We start from the raw sequence: 13,848 nt of genomic DNA, 5'->3' as shown, positions 1-13,848 counted from the left end.
CCTGCCGAGGAGCGGTGCTGCTGCGTCGCGGGCTGTTGCGGTCGTGGGCTGCCATGCCGGCCAGGAAGGTCCAGAATGCTGAGGACGGTTCCAGTGGTTCATACCCTGGAGGCAAGGAGGAAAGTCCGGTGTGGTGGGGCCCTGCAGGTCCCGTCGAATCCGGCACTGTCCCGCAGCTGTGATGGGGCCCCCTTCGGAGACGCCCCTCAGTCAGAACGCTCGCCGTCTCAGTTCCCCACTCCACCGGCGCGGACCGTCCCCCTCGATGAGCAGATTCCCCAGCAGCAGCACCCTGGCCCTCTACGCCGGCCTGGCCGCTGTGGCCTTCAGTCTGGCCGGCCAGCCGGCCCAGGCCCATGGCATCGCCCATGGGGGCATCAGTTCCGGCTTTCTTCACCCCCTCACCGGCGTCGATCACCTGCTGCTGCTGATCGGTGTCGGTGCCGCCGCCTCCATCTCCTCAGCCCTGCTGGGCTGGGCGCTGGCGGGGGCCATCGCCGGTGGTGTCTTCGGGGCGATGGGAGGCAGCCTGCCCTTCGGGGAACTGCTTGCGGCCCTGGCCATCACGGCCGTGGCCGGCCTGATCCTGCGCGCTCAGGGCAGCAGCTCCCGGCTCGGCCTCTGGGGCGGCGTGATCGCCGCTGCCGTGGCGCTCCACGCCATGCTGCACGGAATTGAGGCCCCCAGTGATCACACCTCCCTCTCCTGGTGGCTGGGGGCCCTGGTCGGCTCGCTCCTGGTGAGTGGCTCCACCTTGCTGGTGCTGCGCCGCCTGCCAGGCACGTTCACCACACGGCTTGCCGTGGCACTGGCCCTCTGCGGCGGACTTGTGGCCCTCGGGCCGCTGGCCATGCTGGCGCGCTGATCGGCCAGGGCTTTCCGGTATGGCCACATCCAGGCCGGCTCGGCACCGGCCTGATCAGACCGTCGAGGTGATGCCCACCGGGGGACTTGAACCCCCACGACCGAAGCCACTGGTACCTAAAACCAGCGCGTCTACCAATTCCGCCAGGTGGGCGTGAGCTGACTGTATCGAGCGGCTCAGAATGGCCGAACCGCCGCCAAAGCCCCATGCTCGCCACCCTCGGTGGATCCCTGGCACTCCTGGCCGGACTGCTGGTGCTGCTGCTGCCCCTGCTGGTGCCCGAGCTCAGCCGCCCCCGCGACTCCGTCTGGGGTGCCCTGGTGCTGGTGCTGGGTCTGGTGCTGGTCACCAGCGCCGAGCGCCTGAGCGGGGCTCCGATGCTGGCGGTGCTCTGCGCCGGTCTGCTGATCGGTCGGCTGGGCACGGAGGTGGGTCTGGGCCGCTGGCGCCAGCTCAGCTCGGACGAACAGACGCGCCTCACCGGCCTGGAGCGCTGGCGCACCAGCCTGCAGCAACTGGCTGCCGCCCTGATCAGGCTGATCAGCCTGGCGGGAGCCAGCCTGGGGGGCCTGCTCTCCTGGCTGAAGGAGCGGCGCGAAGCCAGTGCCCGGGCCCGCGAGAGCACCAAGCGCTGGGTACGCCCCGACCCGGAAGGAGAAACCAGCGACGCCGCCGACCTCACCACAGTCGAATCGTTTGAGGAGATTGATCAACTGATTGAGCAGGCCAGCGCTGAGCCCAATCCGCAAGACGACGGGGCGAGCGATGGCGGTGAGCCAGCCGATGATGCTGAGCAGGATCAGGGAGCAGAGGAGCCTCCGGAGGAGAACCCCTGAGGGCTGGGGTCGATAATTCGCCCTTGCTGCCCCCCCAGGCGCTGTGACCGCCAGCCCGGCTTCCTACAAAGACACGCTCAACCTGCTGCAGACCCCGTTCTCGATGCGGGCGAACGCGAAAACCCGTGAACCGGAGCTGCAGGCGTTCTGGGCGGAGCTGGACCTCTACCGCCAGCTCAGCCGCGAGAATCCCGGTGAGGTGTTCACCCTTCATGACGGCCCCCCCTATGCCAACGGGGCCCTGCATGTGGGCCACGCCCTCAACAAGATCCTCAAAGACATCCTCAACAAATACGCCCTGCTGCGCGGCCGCCGTGCGCGCTTCGTGCCCGGCTGGGATTGCCACGGGCTGCCGATCGAGCTCAAGGTGCTGCAGAGCCTCTCCAGTGCCGAGCGGGCCGGGCTGACCCCGATCGACCTGCGGCGCCGGGCCCACGCCTATGCCCTCGAGCAGGTGGAGGGCCAGAAGGCAGGCTTCAGGCGCTGGGGCATCTGGGCCGACTGGGAGCAGCCCTACCTGACGCTGAACAAGGCCTACGAGGCGGCCCAGATCGGCGTGTTCGGCCGGATGGTGCTCGCTGGCCACATCTACCGGGGCCTCAAGCCGGTGCACTGGAGCCCCAGCTCCCGCACCGCCCTGGCCGAAGCGGAACTGGAATACCCCGAAGGCCACACCTCCCCCAGCGTCTATGTGGCCTTCCCGGTGGTGGCGCTGCCCGGTGGCCTGGGCGCCCGCCTCACCGCCATCGGCCTCACCAGGGCGGAAGCGGCCACCACGCCGGCGGAAGGCGCTCTGGCGGTGGCGATCTGGACCACCACGCCCTGGACCCTGCCGGCCAACCTGGCGGTGTCGGTGAACGCTTCGCTCGAGTACGCCCTCTGCCGCGTGGGCACAGACGCGCCCAACGGCTTCCGCACCAGCCGCCACCTGATCGTGGCCGCCGACCTGGTGGAGAGCCTGCGCAGCAGCCTCCAGCTGGAGCTCGAACCCCTGCTGCTCCTCCGGGGGGAGGAACTCGAAGGGGTCGAATACCGCCACCCGCTCTTCGATCGCACCAGTCCGGTGGTGATCGGCGGCGACTACATCACCACCGAAGCGGGCACCGGCCTGGTCCACACGGCTCCGGGCCATGGCGTCGACGACTTCATCACCGGCCGCAAGGCCGGCCTGCCCGTGCTCTGCCCGGTCGATGAGGCGGGCACCCTCACAGCGGAAGCCGGCCCCTTCTCGGGCCTCAACGTGCTCAAGGATGCCAACCCGGCGATCATCTCCGCGCTCGAGGCCGCCGGGGCCCTGCTGCGCCACGAGCCCTACGCGCACCGCTACCCCTACGACTGGCGCACCAGAAAACCGACGATCTTCCGCGCCACCGAGCAGTGGTTCGCCTCCGTCGAAGGCTTCCGCCAGCAGGCCCTCGACGCCATCGCCGCTGTCGACTGGCTGCCCGCCAGCGGCCGCAACCGCATCGAGGCGATGGTGCGCGAGCGCGGCGACTGGTGCATCAGCCGCCAGCGCACCTGGGGCGTGCCGATCCCCGTCTTCTACCACCGCGACACCGGTGAGACCCTGCTCAACGCCGACAGCCTCGCCCACGTGCAGGCCCTGATCGCCGACCACGGCTCGGATGTGTGGTGGGAGCGGGACGAGGCCGCGCTGCTGCCGCCGTCGCACACCGCCGAGGCGGACCAATGGCGCAAGGGCACCGACACGATGGACGTCTGGTTCGATTCCGGCTCCTCCTGGGCGGGGGTGCTGGGCGGCCTCAGTGCGGGCGAGGCTTCAGGCGATGCACCAGCGGTCGCTGGAACCGCCCCGCTGCGCTACCCCGCCGACCTCTACCTCGAGGGCTCCGACCAGCATCGGGGCTGGTTCCAGAGCAGCCTGCTCACCTCCGTGGCCGTCAACGGCCATGCCCCCTACCGGCGGGTGCTCACCCACGGCTTCACCCTCGATGAGAAGGGCCGCAAGATGAGCAAATCCCTGGGCAATGTGGTCGATCCGGCCGTGCTGGTGGAGGGCGGCAGGAACGAGAAACAGCAACCCGCCTACGGCGCCGACGTGCTGCGCCTGTGGGTGAGTTCGGTGGATTACTCCGCCGATGTTCCCCTGGGTCCGGGGATCGTCAGGCAGCTGGCCGATGTGACCCGCAAGGTGCGCAACACGGCCCGCTACCTGCTGGGTAACCTCCACGACTTCGACCCCAGGCCCGCTGGCGAAGGGGGAGATGCGGTGGCGTTCGCGGATCTGCCGCTTCTCGACCGCTGGATGCTGGAGCGCACCGCCAGCCTGATCGAGGCGGTGACCGCCGATTTCGAGCGCTTCGAGTTCTACCGCTTCTTCCAGGCGCTGCAGAACTTCTGCGTGGTGGATCTCTCGAACGTCTACCTCGACATCGCCAAGGACCGGCTCTACGTGAGCGGGTCCAGCGACTTCCGACGGCGCAGTTGCCAGACGGTGCTGGCCCTGGTGGTGGAGCGGCTGGCCGGCCTGATCGCCCCTGTGCTCTGCCACATGGCCGAGGACATCTGGCAGAACCTGCCCTATCCGGTGGCGGAGCGCTCGGTGTTCGAGCGGGGCTGGCCGGTGGCACCGCCCTCCTGGCGGGAGGCGGCCCTGGTGGAGCCCTTGCGGCCGTTGCTGGAGCTGCGCGGACTGGTGAATCGCCAGATGGAGGTTTGCCGCAGCGGCGCCGGCCTGGGGGCCTCCCTCGAGGCCCGGGTGGAGCTGGAGCTGGGGAGCGGCGAACGCTCTGCGGCCCTCAGCGCCGCCCTGGAGCTGCTGCAGAACAGCCCCCATCCCTCAGTCGACAACCTGGCCGACTGGCTGATCGTCTCGCAGCTGGAGCAGCGTGAGCCCGGAACCCCGGCCCTGAGCGATCCCCTGGCCGAAGCCAGCGAGTCGGGCATCACGGTGCGCATCGCCCGGGCTGAAGGGCAGAAGTGCGAACGCTGCTGGCACATGGAACACGACATCGGTGACCATGCCTCCCACCCCAGCCTCTGCGGCCGCTGCGTGGAAGTGCTCGAGGGCTGAGCGCGGCTCACCAGTGGGCTGGATCGAGAAAGTGCTGGGGTGCCAGAGGGCCCGCCAGCACCTGCTCGTCGGCGGGGTTCAGGGGCCCCAGCAGCAGCTCGGCCTCGCTGATCTCGGCCCCATCCGGCAGGGCACTCTGGTCGGGATCAAAGGCGGTGGGGTGGGTGACGCTGCAGGAGAACCCACGGAACACCAGCAGCTCGAAGGGCTCATGCTGCGCCCCCGGCAGGGTGCCCCGCAGGCGCAGCACCCGGTCGGCCCGGCCGCGACTGAGGGCTTCGAGCTGGGCCAGCAGGGACTGGGCCATCAGAATCCTCCAGCGACCCGCCCCTGACGGGGTAGACGCACCAGGATCCATTGCAGCAGACCCACCACATAGGCCACCAGCGCCAGGTAACCGAAGAACGCGGTGAGGGTGGGGGTGAGGTCGGCACCGAACACGAAGGCGAACACCTCCGTCGCCAACCCATGCAGGCGGCGCGGAGCCTCCAGCCAGGTCTGACAGAACGCGCTGCGGGCCACGCCCAGGCCACAGCCCAGGGCACTCAGGCCAAGCCCGGCCCCCAGCAGGCCAAAGGCCGTGAGTGCCCAGCGCCAGCTGCGCACCGCCAGGGGAAGGGCGCGCCAGGGGGGCAGATCAGCCAGCTCCTCATTCAGGTCCACCCAGAACCAGAGCGACGCCACCATCAGCAGTTTCGCCAGAATCATCAGTGGATAGGCCAGGGGCCGGGCGTCGACGAACAACAGCACCGCAATCGCCAGCAGGCTGGCCACCTTCCAGTAGATGCCCATCAGCCGCAGCAGCGCCCCTTCCCGCCGGCAGGCCGCCCAGACCAGCAGCACCAGAGGCAGGCCCAGAGTGAAGACCACCGCAAGGCGGAAGTCGAGCCACACCAGGGTGCGGTACAGCAGGTCAGGCACAGCTTGGGTACGGGAAGGCGCCATTATCCGCGCCAAGCCACACCAGTAGGTTCGGGTGATGCCTGCGCCCCCGCTGTTCTCCTGGCTCCGACGTGGTGATGAGCAGGCTTCCTGCCGCACGGCGCTCTCACGCCAGCCCTCCCTGGAGGACGCCGTCGGCGAGGTGGTTCAGCAGCTGTGTGCCCGGGAGTATCGCTCAGCTGCGCGGGGGGAAGCGGATCTGGCCCTGGTGTTCGGCTCCACCAGTTACGCCAGCGACCTGCCGCGGCTGCTACCTCTGCTGCGCTCCCGCCTGCGGGCCCGCCACTGGCTCGGCGCCGCCGGCGGGGGCGTGGTGGGCACGGGGGTCAGCGGTACCGCCCATGAAGTGGAACAGGAACCTGCCCTGAGCGTGATGCTGCTGCATCTGCCGGGGGCCGATCTGCAGCTGTTCGGGCTGGACACCGACCAGCTGCCCGATCTCGATGGAGACAGCCGCGACTGGGTGAGCTGGGTGGGAGCCGATCCGGAGCGGGCTTCCGCGATGGTGCTTCTGGTGGACCCCACCTGCCAGGCGATCAATGATCTGATCAGCGGCCTCGATTACGCCTTCCCCGGCCTGGCCAAGGTGGGGGGAATCGCTGGCCAGCACAGTGCCAACCATGGATCACTGCTGCTCGACGATCGGGTGGTGACCGGTGCCGTGGGCTGCCTGATCGGTGGCCGCTGGACCATCGATCCCTTGGTGGCACAGGGATGCCGGCCGATCGGCCCCGTGTTCGAGATCGAGCAGGCGGAGCGCAATGTGGTGCTTCAGCTCAGCCGCGGCGACCAGCAGAACACCCCGGTGAACTGTCTGCAGTCGATCCTGCAGACCCTCAACCCCACCGAGCGGGAACTGGTGCGCCACTCCCTCTTCCTCGGGGTGGCGCGCAGCAGTTTCAGCCTGGCCGACGGCGGGGACGACGGGGAGAGCACCGCTTTTCTGGTCAGGAACCTGATCGGGGTGGACCCCCGCAACGGGGCGGTGGCGGTGGCCGAGCGCCTGCGGGTGGGCCAGCAGGTGCAGTTTCAGCTGCGCGATGCCGAGGCCTCACGCCAGGAGCTGCGACAGTTGCTGCGCAACCAGGCCAGCGCCAGCGCCGCCCAGCCTCCTCTGGCTGGCCTGCTCTTCGCCTGCCTGGGGCGCGGGGTGGGGCTCTACGGCGAAGCCGACGGCGATGTGAGCATCGTCCAGCGGGAATTTCCAGGTCTGCCGATGGCCGGGGCCTTCTGCAACGGAGAGATCGGACCGGTGGGAGGCACCACCTACCTGCACGGTTACACGGCAAGCCTGGGCTTCCTGGTGCCCCGTGAGGCTGCAGGGCCGCCACCGGCAGAGGGCTGAGCGGTGGTGCGGCAGCACGTCAACCCCCTCTCCAGGGTGCACCAGAGGCCCCTGCCGTTGCCCCTCCTCCAGGAGCTGTTCGAGCGCCCGGGCCAGCCGCTCCACCTCGACATCGGCAGTGCCCGCGGGCGCTTCCTGCTGGCGATGGCTCCACTCCAGCCCTCCTGGAACTTTCTGGGGATCGAGATCCGCAGGCCTCTGGTGGAGGCCGCCGAACGCGACCGCCGGGAGCTGAGCGCGGGCAACCTGCGCTTCCTCTTCTGCAACGCCAATGTGAGCCTGCTGTGCTGGCTGGCGACCCTGCCTGCCGGACAGCTGGGGCGGGTGACGATCCAGTTTCCCGACCCCTGGTTCAAGAGCAGGCATCACAAGCGACGGGTGCTTCAGCCCGACCTGCTCCAGGCCCTGGCGGCGACCCTGCCTGAGGGGGGCGAGCTGTTTCTGCAGAGCGATGTGACGGCAGTGATCGAGCCGATGGTGGCGCTCACCGAATCCAGTGGCTGGTTCAGGCGTCCTGCGGAGGACGCACGTCCGTGGCGCGGTGACAACCCGTGGCCGGTGGCAACGGAGCGGGAGCGGCTGGTGCTCGCCCGGGGGCTGCCGGTGTACCGGGTGCTCTATCGGCGCGGGAGCAAGCCCTGCAGCCATCCGCCGCCGCCCCTGGAGCGGAGCACCGAAGCCGCCCATAATCCGTCGGCCCGTTCCGCCGGTGCCTGATGCCCAACCCCGCCACCCATGCCGCCGTCGGCTCCGCTGAGGGCGGTGGCACCGACGCCCCGGAGCACGAATCCCGGGTGCCCTGGCTGCTGCGCTGGCAGGGGCTGTTCGCCTCCTCCTCGGGCCCCCTGGCCAGGAATCTGCCCCTGCTGGCCGGGCTGGTGCTCTGCGCGCTGATGGCGGGTCTGCCACTGGTCACCCGGGCCGGGCTGAGTCTGCTGATCCTCTCCAGTGGTCTGCTCTGGCTGATCTGGGCCCTGCGCACCCCCGCCGGCCGGATCGGACCGATCAGCGGCTGGCTGCTTCTGATGCTGGGGCTGGCGGTGCTGGCCACCGGCTTCTCGCCCGTGCCCACGGCTGCGGCCAAGGGCCTGCTCAAGCTGGTCAGCTACCTGGGCGTCTATGCCCTGATGCGTCAGCTGCTCGCCACGGCGCCCGTCTGGTGGGACCGGATCGTGGCCGCCCTGCTGGGCGGGCAACTGATCACGGCGGTGATCGGCATCCGTCAGCTCTATGCCGACAGCTCGGCCCTGGCGCGCTGGTCAGACCCGAACTCGGTGGCGGAAGGGACGGTGCGGATCTACAGCACCCTCGGCAACCCGAACCTGCTCGCGGGCTACCTGCTGCCGATCCTGCCACTGGCTGCCGTGGCCATGCTGCGCTGGCGGCGGCCCATGGCCCGCCTCTATGCCCTCGCGGCGCTGCTGATCGGGGTGGCGGCCTTGATGCTCACCTACAGCCGAGGCGGCTGGCTGGGCCTCGTGGGGGCCCTCGGCAGCCTGGCCTTGCTGCTGGCCCTGCGGGCCAGTCGTCACTGGTCGCCCCTGCTCAGACGCCTGTTTCCGCTGCTGCTTCTGCTGGGCGGGGCCTTGGTGCTGGTGGTGGCCATCAGCCAGGTGGAAGCCCTGCGGGTGCGGGTGCTGAGTCTGGTGGCGGGCCGGGAAGACAGTTCCAACAACTTCCGCATCAACGTCTGGATGGCGGCTCTCCAGATGGTCCAGGACCGGCCCTGGCTGGGCATCGGGCCGGGCAACACGATCTTCAATCTGATCTATCCCCTCTACCAGCAACCGAAGTTCAACGCCCTCAGCGCCTACTCGATCCCCCTGGAGCTGGCCGTTGAGGGGGGCATTCCCGGACTGCTGGCGGGCCTTGGCCTGCTGCAGTGCAGCCTTCGCCAGGGCCTGTCCCAGCTGCGGCGTGAACATCCCCACGTCCTGCCGGCGCTCGGAGCCGTGGCAGCCATCGTTGGCCTCTGTGTCCAGGGCCTCACCGACACGATCTTCTTCCGCCCGGAGGTGCAGCTCACCGGCTGGTTCTGCCTGGCCACCCTGGCCACCCTGCCCTTGGCAGCGGATGGCTGAATCAGTCGTGCTGGCGGGTTTCGATGCCGGCCAGACCCACACCACCTGCAGGCTGGCCCAACGCCAAAGCAACGGCAGCCTGGAGGTGCTCGCCGAAGGGGAGGGCCCCGGTGTGAGCCATCTGGCCGCCGCCGCCGGTGAGGAACGCTTCAGCACCGCCCTTGGCCTCAGCCTGGAGCGGGCCCGCGCTGCCGCCATGGCCAGCCGAGGCGGGGCCCAGGCCGCGACCACTCCGCTGCAGGCGGCCGCTGTGGGTGCCAGCGGCATCGAGCAGGGCAGTGCTGTGCAACACCTCGGCACGAGGCTGGCCTGCTCCGCTCTCGGCCTGTCTCCTCAGCGGGTGCGGGTGTGCGGCGACGAGCACACGGCACGGCACGGCGCTTTCGGCGGCGGTCCAGGCATCGTGGTGATCAGCGGCACGGGCAGCATCGCCCTGGGCCGGAACGGCCAGGGGCGCGAGCACCGCTGCGGCGGCTGGGGGTGGCTGCTGGATCACTCCGGCTCGGCCTGCGACATCGGTCGTGACGCCCTGGCTCTCTCTCTGGAGATGGCCGACGGCCGCCGCCCCGACAGCAGCTTGCGCACCAACCTCTGGGCGGCCCTGGGCGAGGGGAGCGTCACACCCCAGCGGATCAAGGCGATGGTGGTGGACCCTGTCTTCGGCGCCGCCGGCTTCGGCCGCCTGGCTCCGGCGGTCAATGCCCTGGCGGAAGCGGCTGATCCCGACGCCATGGCGGTGCTGGAGCGCTCAGCGGCGGGTCTGGCGGCGCTGGTGGCTGGCGTGGCCCGAACCCTGGGCCTCGAAGACGGTGAGGTCTGTGGTCTGGGCGGAGCCCTCGAGCATCTGAGCTGGTTCGCGGGGGCGTATCAGCGCAGCCTCACGCTGGCCCTGCCGCAGGCACGGCTGGTGCCTCCCCGGGGGGATGCCTGCCAGGGGGCCCTGCAGCTGGCCGCGCAGCTGCTGGAGACCACGGCGACGCTCAGCTCCGGTTGAGATGAGCCGCGGCCAGGGCCGCCAGATGGGACGACCAGTGGTCGACGGCCTCCTGCTCGGCCGCCTCCACCATCACCCGCAGCAGCGGTTCGGTGCCGCTGGCCCTCACCAGCACCCGACCGCTGCCGGCCATGGCCGTCTCGGCCTGCTCGACGGCCTGTCGGAGGGGATCGCAGTGGTGCCACTGCTGGCGCCGGCTCCGATCGGGCACAGTGACGTTGACCAGGGCCTGGGGGTAAGGCTGAAAACTGGCTTCCATCCAGTCGGCCAGGGACCCGGCGCCGTTGTGGATCAGCGTGGCCACCTGCAAGGCGGTGAGCAGACCATCGCCGCTCATCCCGTGCCGGGCCGAGAGGATGTGACCCGACTGCTCTCCTCCCAGTCCGGCTCCGCTGGCTTCCATGGCGGCGTGCACATGCTGATCGCCCACGTCGGTGCGCTGCAGCAAGCCACCCCTGGCCTGCCAGGCCCGCTCGAAGCCCAGGTTCGACATCACGGTGGCCACCAGCAGCCGACCGGGGAGGTCGCCCGTCTCCAGCAGGGCCCCGCCCCAGAGATAGAGCACCTGATCGCCATCCACGACCCGACCCTTGCCGTCGACCGCCATCATCCGATCGGCGTCGCCGTCGAAAGCGAAGCCCATCTGGGCACCTGATTGCAGCACCGCCTGGCGAAGGGCCTCCAGATGGGTGCTGCCGCACGACACGTTGATCCGCTGCCCGTCGGGATCCCCATGCAGCACGGTCAGATCCGCCCCGAGGGCGCTGAACACCGCGGCACCACAGGCTGTGGCGGACCCCCAGCAGAGGTCGAGCACGATGCGGCAGCCGTCCAGTCGCCCCCCACCGACACTGGCGAGCAAGGCGGCGCGGTAGTCGTCGAGCAGATCCGGCCGCTGGCAGGCCGGCCCACAGCCACGGGGGCCGCTCAGCCCAGTGGCCTGGATCGTGGCGGGGAGATCGCCGCGCAGGCCCGCTTCGATCGCCTCCTGCAGCGGTCGGTCGATCTTGGCGCCACCAGGCCCGAACACCTTGATGCCGTTGTCGCCGGGAGGGTTGTGGCTGGCGGAGACCATCAGGCCGCCGGCCGCCGCGACCCGGCGGATCGTGCCGGGCACCGCGGGGGTGGGGCAGAGGCCCAGGTTCCACACCTCCCGTCCGGCGGCGGTCAGGCCGGCGGTGAGGGCAGCGGCCAGCATCGGGCCGCTGTTGCGGGAGTCCATGCCGATCAGCACCGGGCGCTCGGGAGGAAGCACCCGACCGCACCAGTAGCCCATCTGAAGGGCCAGAAGGGGCGTGATCAGGCTCCCCACCTGCCCCCTGATGCCATCGGTGCCGAAGCCGGTGCAACCCTCCCCGAGGGGGGCTCCGATCGGGGAAGAAGCTGGCTCCAGCATCTGGCGAGAAAGGAAGGGAACCAGGCTAAGCGGATCAGCAGCAGCACCCCTGGGCCTCAACGCCAGCGCCTCGGCCACCAGGCCCAGCGCAGCAGCTCGAGGACGGCCCAGAGCAGCAGACCGCCCACCAGCCAACCCGGTAGCCAGAGCAAGGGCCACAGCGGCCTGAGCAGAACCACGCCCAGGACCAGGCCAAGCACCACCAGGGCTCTGACCCTCCCGGCCGCACCGGGGAGGGTGGTCCACCGGCGGAGCCAGGGAGGTGGCGCGGGCATGACCGGCAGACGGGAACCCCAGAATGCCAAAGCCGTACCGGCGCGCTGCTGCCTGACCTTGCCCAACCCTTCCCCTGCCGGTCGCCGCGGCCCTCTGACCCTGGCCCTCACCGTGATCGGCAGCGGGGCCTTGTTGCTGCTGGGGCGACTGCTGCTGCAACAACGGCCCCTGCCCACCCCTGACACCCCTGCCCTCGACCTGGAGAGGATCCGCCGCTGGGATCCCGATCCCGAGCGGCGCCGGGAAGCCGGTCTGCTGCTGCTGCCGGCCAGCAGCAGCGAGGACCCTTCAGACCAGAGGCGGCTGCTGCGGGGGCAGGGCTGGGGGCCGGGCCCGCTGGCGGCGGTGGCGCTCAAGCGCGCGGCCCTCGCCCGCGAAGCCCAGGGGCTCGCCGCCACTCTCCAGTGGCGCGAGCTGCTGGAGCGCTTTCCCATGGCGCCTCCCAGCGCCGATGCCCTCTACGCCCTCGGCCGTGAAGACCCGCCCCAGCGTCTGGAGCTGCTGCGCCGTTTCCCGGCCCACCCGGCGGCCCTGGCCGCGGCCCTGGAACTTGGTCCACAGGCCAGCCAGCGCCAGCAGGGAGCCCTGCACCTGGCCCGCTGGGGGCCCCGCTGGCCCGGTGCCGACGCACGCCTGCGCCAGATCTGCGCAAAGCCCGCCACGGCTCTGAGTGCCGTCCAGCGGGGGACCCTTGCCGCGGGGCTGGCCAGGGTCGGGGATGGGCGCCGAGCCCTGAGCTGCCTGGGTTCCACTCGGGGGGAGCCCCCCCAGGAGCTGGAGATCGGCCGGGCCCTGCTGCGGGGTGGTCCCTCCGAGGCCAGGGCCGGGGCGGCGCGCCTGCTGGCCCTGAGCCGAGAGCGAAGCCAGCGGCCAGAGGCTCTCGAGGCCGTGCGACTGCTGGCCCAGACCCCCGCTCCCACGGTCACCCCAGCCGAGCTGAGCGAGCTGCCTGAACCCCTGCGGCTGAGTGCGCCTGCGCAGGCGCGGTTGGTGCTCGATGCCGGCGGAGACTGGCGTCCGGTGCTGCAGCGCTGGCCACGGGATCCCGCCAGCTGGGACCTGCAGTGGGACCTGACCCGGGCCGCCCTGCTCAAGGGAGAGGCCGAGCAGGCCCTGGCCCTGCTGGAGGCCCTGCCCGCCACCGCTCTGCCGCCGCCGCTGGCCGCCCGACATCTGTTCTGGCGTGGCATGGCCCAGCGCCAGCTGGGCCAGCCGTCCGCGGCCCGGCGCAGCTGGGATGCTGTGCTGCGGCGTCTGCCCTGGAGCTACTACGCCTGGCGCAGCCGGGTCCAGCTGGGCGAACAACCTGAACTCCGGCTGCGCGCCGCCGGCCCGATCGCCCTGGCGGCAGAGCCCTGGCAGCCCCTGAACAGCGGCCAGCCTGATCTCGACCGGCTCTGGCGCCTGGCTCTCCACCTGGAAGCCTGGGAGCAATGGCGTCAGGAGCGCCCCTCGGCAACCCTCACCTCGCCCGAGGAGCTGATGCTGGAGGGGCGGCTGCGGCAGGGGGTCGGGGACGACTGGACCGGCCTGGGCCAGCTGGAGCAGGCGAGCCTGCGCTGGACCGGTGGCGACTGCCAGGCCAAGCTGCCCCTGGAGCGGGCCCTGCTGCCGATCCGTCACGGCGAGGCCTTCAGCACGGCCGCGGCCCGCCACGGGCTGGATCCGACCCTGCTGCTGGCCGTGGCCAGACAGGAATCACGCTTCACCCCCGGGGTGGGATCGGTGGCGGGGGCCATCGGCCTGCTGCAACTGATGCCGGCCACGGCCGCGGAGCTGGCCGGGGGGGTGGTCAGCAAGGATCAGCTGCGCGAGCCTGCCTTCAATGCGGAGCTGGGGGCGGCGTACCTCAACCAGATGCTCGCCCTTTGGAAAGACAACCCCTTTCTGGCAATCGCCAGCTACAACGCCGGGCCGGGCGCGGTGGCCGACTGGCAGGACGGCAGGCTCCAGGCCAGCCCCGAACTCTGGGTGGAGGCGATTCCTTACCCCGAGACCCGCCTCTACGTGAAGAAGGTGCTCGGCAATCTGTGGGGCTACCAGGAACGGCCAAGGCGGAGCTGCTGAACGGGCCTCAGC

Annotated in this window: 12 protein-coding genes, 1 tRNA gene and 1 riboswitch; of the genes, 8 read left to right on the top strand and 5 right to left on the bottom strand. The window is 70.6% G+C overall.

Annotated features, from left to right (window positions below):
* Window positions 1-68 precede the first annotated feature (68 nt).
* Window positions 69-242, top strand: a riboswitch (cobalamin riboswitch).
* 23 nt (window positions 243-265) lie between these two features.
* Window positions 266-865, top strand: a complete 600-nt coding sequence (locus FPZ61_RS10860) for a HupE/UreJ family protein (RefSeq protein ID WP_185466604.1) — start codon at window positions 266-268, stop codon at window positions 863-865.
* Between the two features lie 71 nt (window positions 866-936).
* On the opposite strand, the gene FPZ61_RS10855 is transcribed toward FPZ61_RS10860, so the two are convergent.
* Window positions 937-1,018, bottom strand: a tRNA-Leu gene (locus FPZ61_RS10855).
* 53 nt (window positions 1,019-1,071) lie between these two features.
* Between FPZ61_RS10855 and FPZ61_RS10850 the strand changes: the two genes are divergently transcribed.
* Window positions 1,072-1,701 (top strand): Ycf66 family protein, encoded by a 630-nt coding sequence (locus tag FPZ61_RS10850; RefSeq protein WP_185466603.1) that lies wholly within the window; start codon window positions 1,072-1,074, stop codon window positions 1,699-1,701.
* 43 nt (window positions 1,702-1,744) lie between these two features.
* Window positions 1,745-4,735, top strand: a complete 2,991-nt coding sequence (ileS, locus tag FPZ61_RS10845) for an isoleucine--tRNA ligase (protein WP_185466601.1) — start codon at window positions 1,745-1,747, stop codon at window positions 4,733-4,735.
* A 7-nt stretch (window positions 4,736-4,742) separates the two neighbouring features.
* On the opposite strand, the gene FPZ61_RS10840 is transcribed toward ileS, so the two are convergent.
* Together FPZ61_RS10840 and FPZ61_RS10835 are read right to left on the bottom strand one after the other, a co-directional pair.
* Entirely contained in the window at window positions 4,743-5,042 is a 300-nt protein-coding gene (locus tag FPZ61_RS10840; protein WP_185466599.1) for a hypothetical protein, read from the bottom strand.
* Window positions 5,042-5,656, bottom strand: coding sequence for a DUF3177 family protein (locus FPZ61_RS10835; RefSeq protein WP_185466597.1), 615 nt, complete (start codon window positions 5,654-5,656; stop codon window positions 5,042-5,044). The genes FPZ61_RS10840 and FPZ61_RS10835 overlap by 1 nt, the downstream gene beginning before the upstream one ends.
* Window positions 5,657-5,714: 58 nt before the next feature.
* Here FPZ61_RS10835 and FPZ61_RS10830 point away from each other — a divergent pair, with 58 nt between their 5' ends.
* The 4 genes from FPZ61_RS10830 to FPZ61_RS10815 are packed head-to-tail and all read left to right on the top strand — an operon-like array spanning window position 5,715 to window position 10,097.
* Window positions 5,715-7,022: an FIST N-terminal domain-containing protein gene (locus FPZ61_RS10830; protein WP_185466595.1), complete on the top strand. Its 1,308-nt coding sequence runs from the start codon at window positions 5,715-5,717 to the stop codon at window positions 7,020-7,022.
* A gap of 6 nt (window positions 7,023-7,028) precedes the next feature.
* The gene (gene trmB, locus FPZ61_RS10825; protein WP_185466593.1) at window positions 7,029-7,739 is read left to right on the top strand and encodes a tRNA (guanosine(46)-N7)-methyltransferase TrmB; all 711 of its coding nucleotides are present in this window, start codon (window positions 7,029-7,031) and stop codon (window positions 7,737-7,739) included.
* On the top strand, window positions 7,739-9,103 hold the full coding sequence (locus FPZ61_RS10820) for an IctB family putative bicarbonate transporter (RefSeq protein WP_255441543.1): 1,365 nt from the start codon (window positions 7,739-7,741) through the stop codon (window positions 9,101-9,103). Before trmB ends, FPZ61_RS10820 begins: the two co-directional genes overlap by 1 nt.
* On the top strand, window positions 9,096-10,097 hold the full coding sequence (locus FPZ61_RS10815) for an N-acetylglucosamine kinase (protein ID WP_185466591.1): 1,002 nt from the start codon (window positions 9,096-9,098) through the stop codon (window positions 10,095-10,097). Before FPZ61_RS10820 ends, FPZ61_RS10815 begins: the two co-directional genes overlap by 8 nt.
* On the opposite strand, the gene glmM is transcribed toward FPZ61_RS10815, so the two are convergent.
* Window positions 10,084-11,493: a phosphoglucosamine mutase gene (gene glmM, locus FPZ61_RS10810; RefSeq protein WP_185466636.1), complete on the bottom strand. Its 1,410-nt coding sequence runs from the start codon at window positions 11,491-11,493 to the stop codon at window positions 10,084-10,086. The two genes, FPZ61_RS10815 and glmM, sit on opposite strands and share 14 nt — an antisense overlap.
* Before the next feature lie 56 nt (window positions 11,494-11,549).
* Window positions 11,550-11,768, bottom strand: coding sequence for a hypothetical protein (locus FPZ61_RS10805; RefSeq protein WP_185466589.1), 219 nt, complete (start codon window positions 11,766-11,768; stop codon window positions 11,550-11,552).
* On the opposite strand from FPZ61_RS10805, the gene FPZ61_RS10800 reads away from it, so the two are divergent.
* On the top strand, window positions 11,767-13,836 hold the full coding sequence (locus FPZ61_RS10800; RefSeq protein ID WP_185466587.1) for a lytic transglycosylase domain-containing protein: 2,070 nt from the start codon (window positions 11,767-11,769) through the stop codon (window positions 13,834-13,836). The genes FPZ61_RS10805 and FPZ61_RS10800 overlap by 2 nt on opposite strands.
* Window positions 13,837-13,848: the final 12 nt, after the last annotated feature.

Source organism: Synechococcus sp. BSA11S, from assembly GCF_014224355.1.
Lineage (GTDB): Bacteria > Cyanobacteriota > Cyanobacteriia > PCC-6307 > Cyanobiaceae > Regnicoccus_A.
Note: the sequence above shows the minus strand (reverse complement) of the source record. Positions and strands in the feature narration are given on the sequence as shown.

Excerpts from the sequence above, each read along its gene's own strand:
- FPZ61_RS10860 (WP_185466604.1), top strand. The coding sequence starts at position 266 with ATGAGCAGATTCCCCAGCAGCAGCACCCTGGCCCTCTACGCCGGCCTG.
- FPZ61_RS10850 (WP_185466603.1), top strand. The coding sequence starts at position 1,072 with ATGCTCGCCACCCTCGGTGGATCCCTGGCACTCCTGGCCGGACTGCTG.
- FPZ61_RS10840 (WP_185466599.1), bottom strand. The coding sequence starts at position 5,042 with ATGGCCCAGTCCCTGCTGGCCCAGCTCGAAGCCCTCAGTCGCGGCCGG.
- FPZ61_RS10830 (WP_185466595.1), top strand. The coding sequence starts at position 5,715 with ATGCCTGCGCCCCCGCTGTTCTCCTGGCTCCGACGTGGTGATGAGCAG.
- FPZ61_RS10820 (WP_255441543.1), top strand. The coding sequence starts at position 7,739 with ATGCCCAACCCCGCCACCCATGCCGCCGTCGGCTCCGCTGAGGGCGGT.
- FPZ61_RS10815 (WP_185466591.1), top strand. The coding sequence starts at position 9,096 with ATGGCTGAATCAGTCGTGCTGGCGGGTTTCGATGCCGGCCAGACCCAC.
- glmM (WP_185466636.1), bottom strand. The coding sequence starts at position 11,493 with ATGCTGGAGCCAGCTTCTTCCCCGATCGGAGCCCCCCTCGGGGAGGGT.
- FPZ61_RS10800 (WP_185466587.1), top strand. The coding sequence starts at position 11,767 with ATGACCGGCAGACGGGAACCCCAGAATGCCAAAGCCGTACCGGCGCGC.
- FPZ61_RS10805 (WP_185466589.1), bottom strand. The coding sequence starts at position 11,768 with ATGCCCGCGCCACCTCCCTGGCTCCGCCGGTGGACCACCCTCCCCGGT.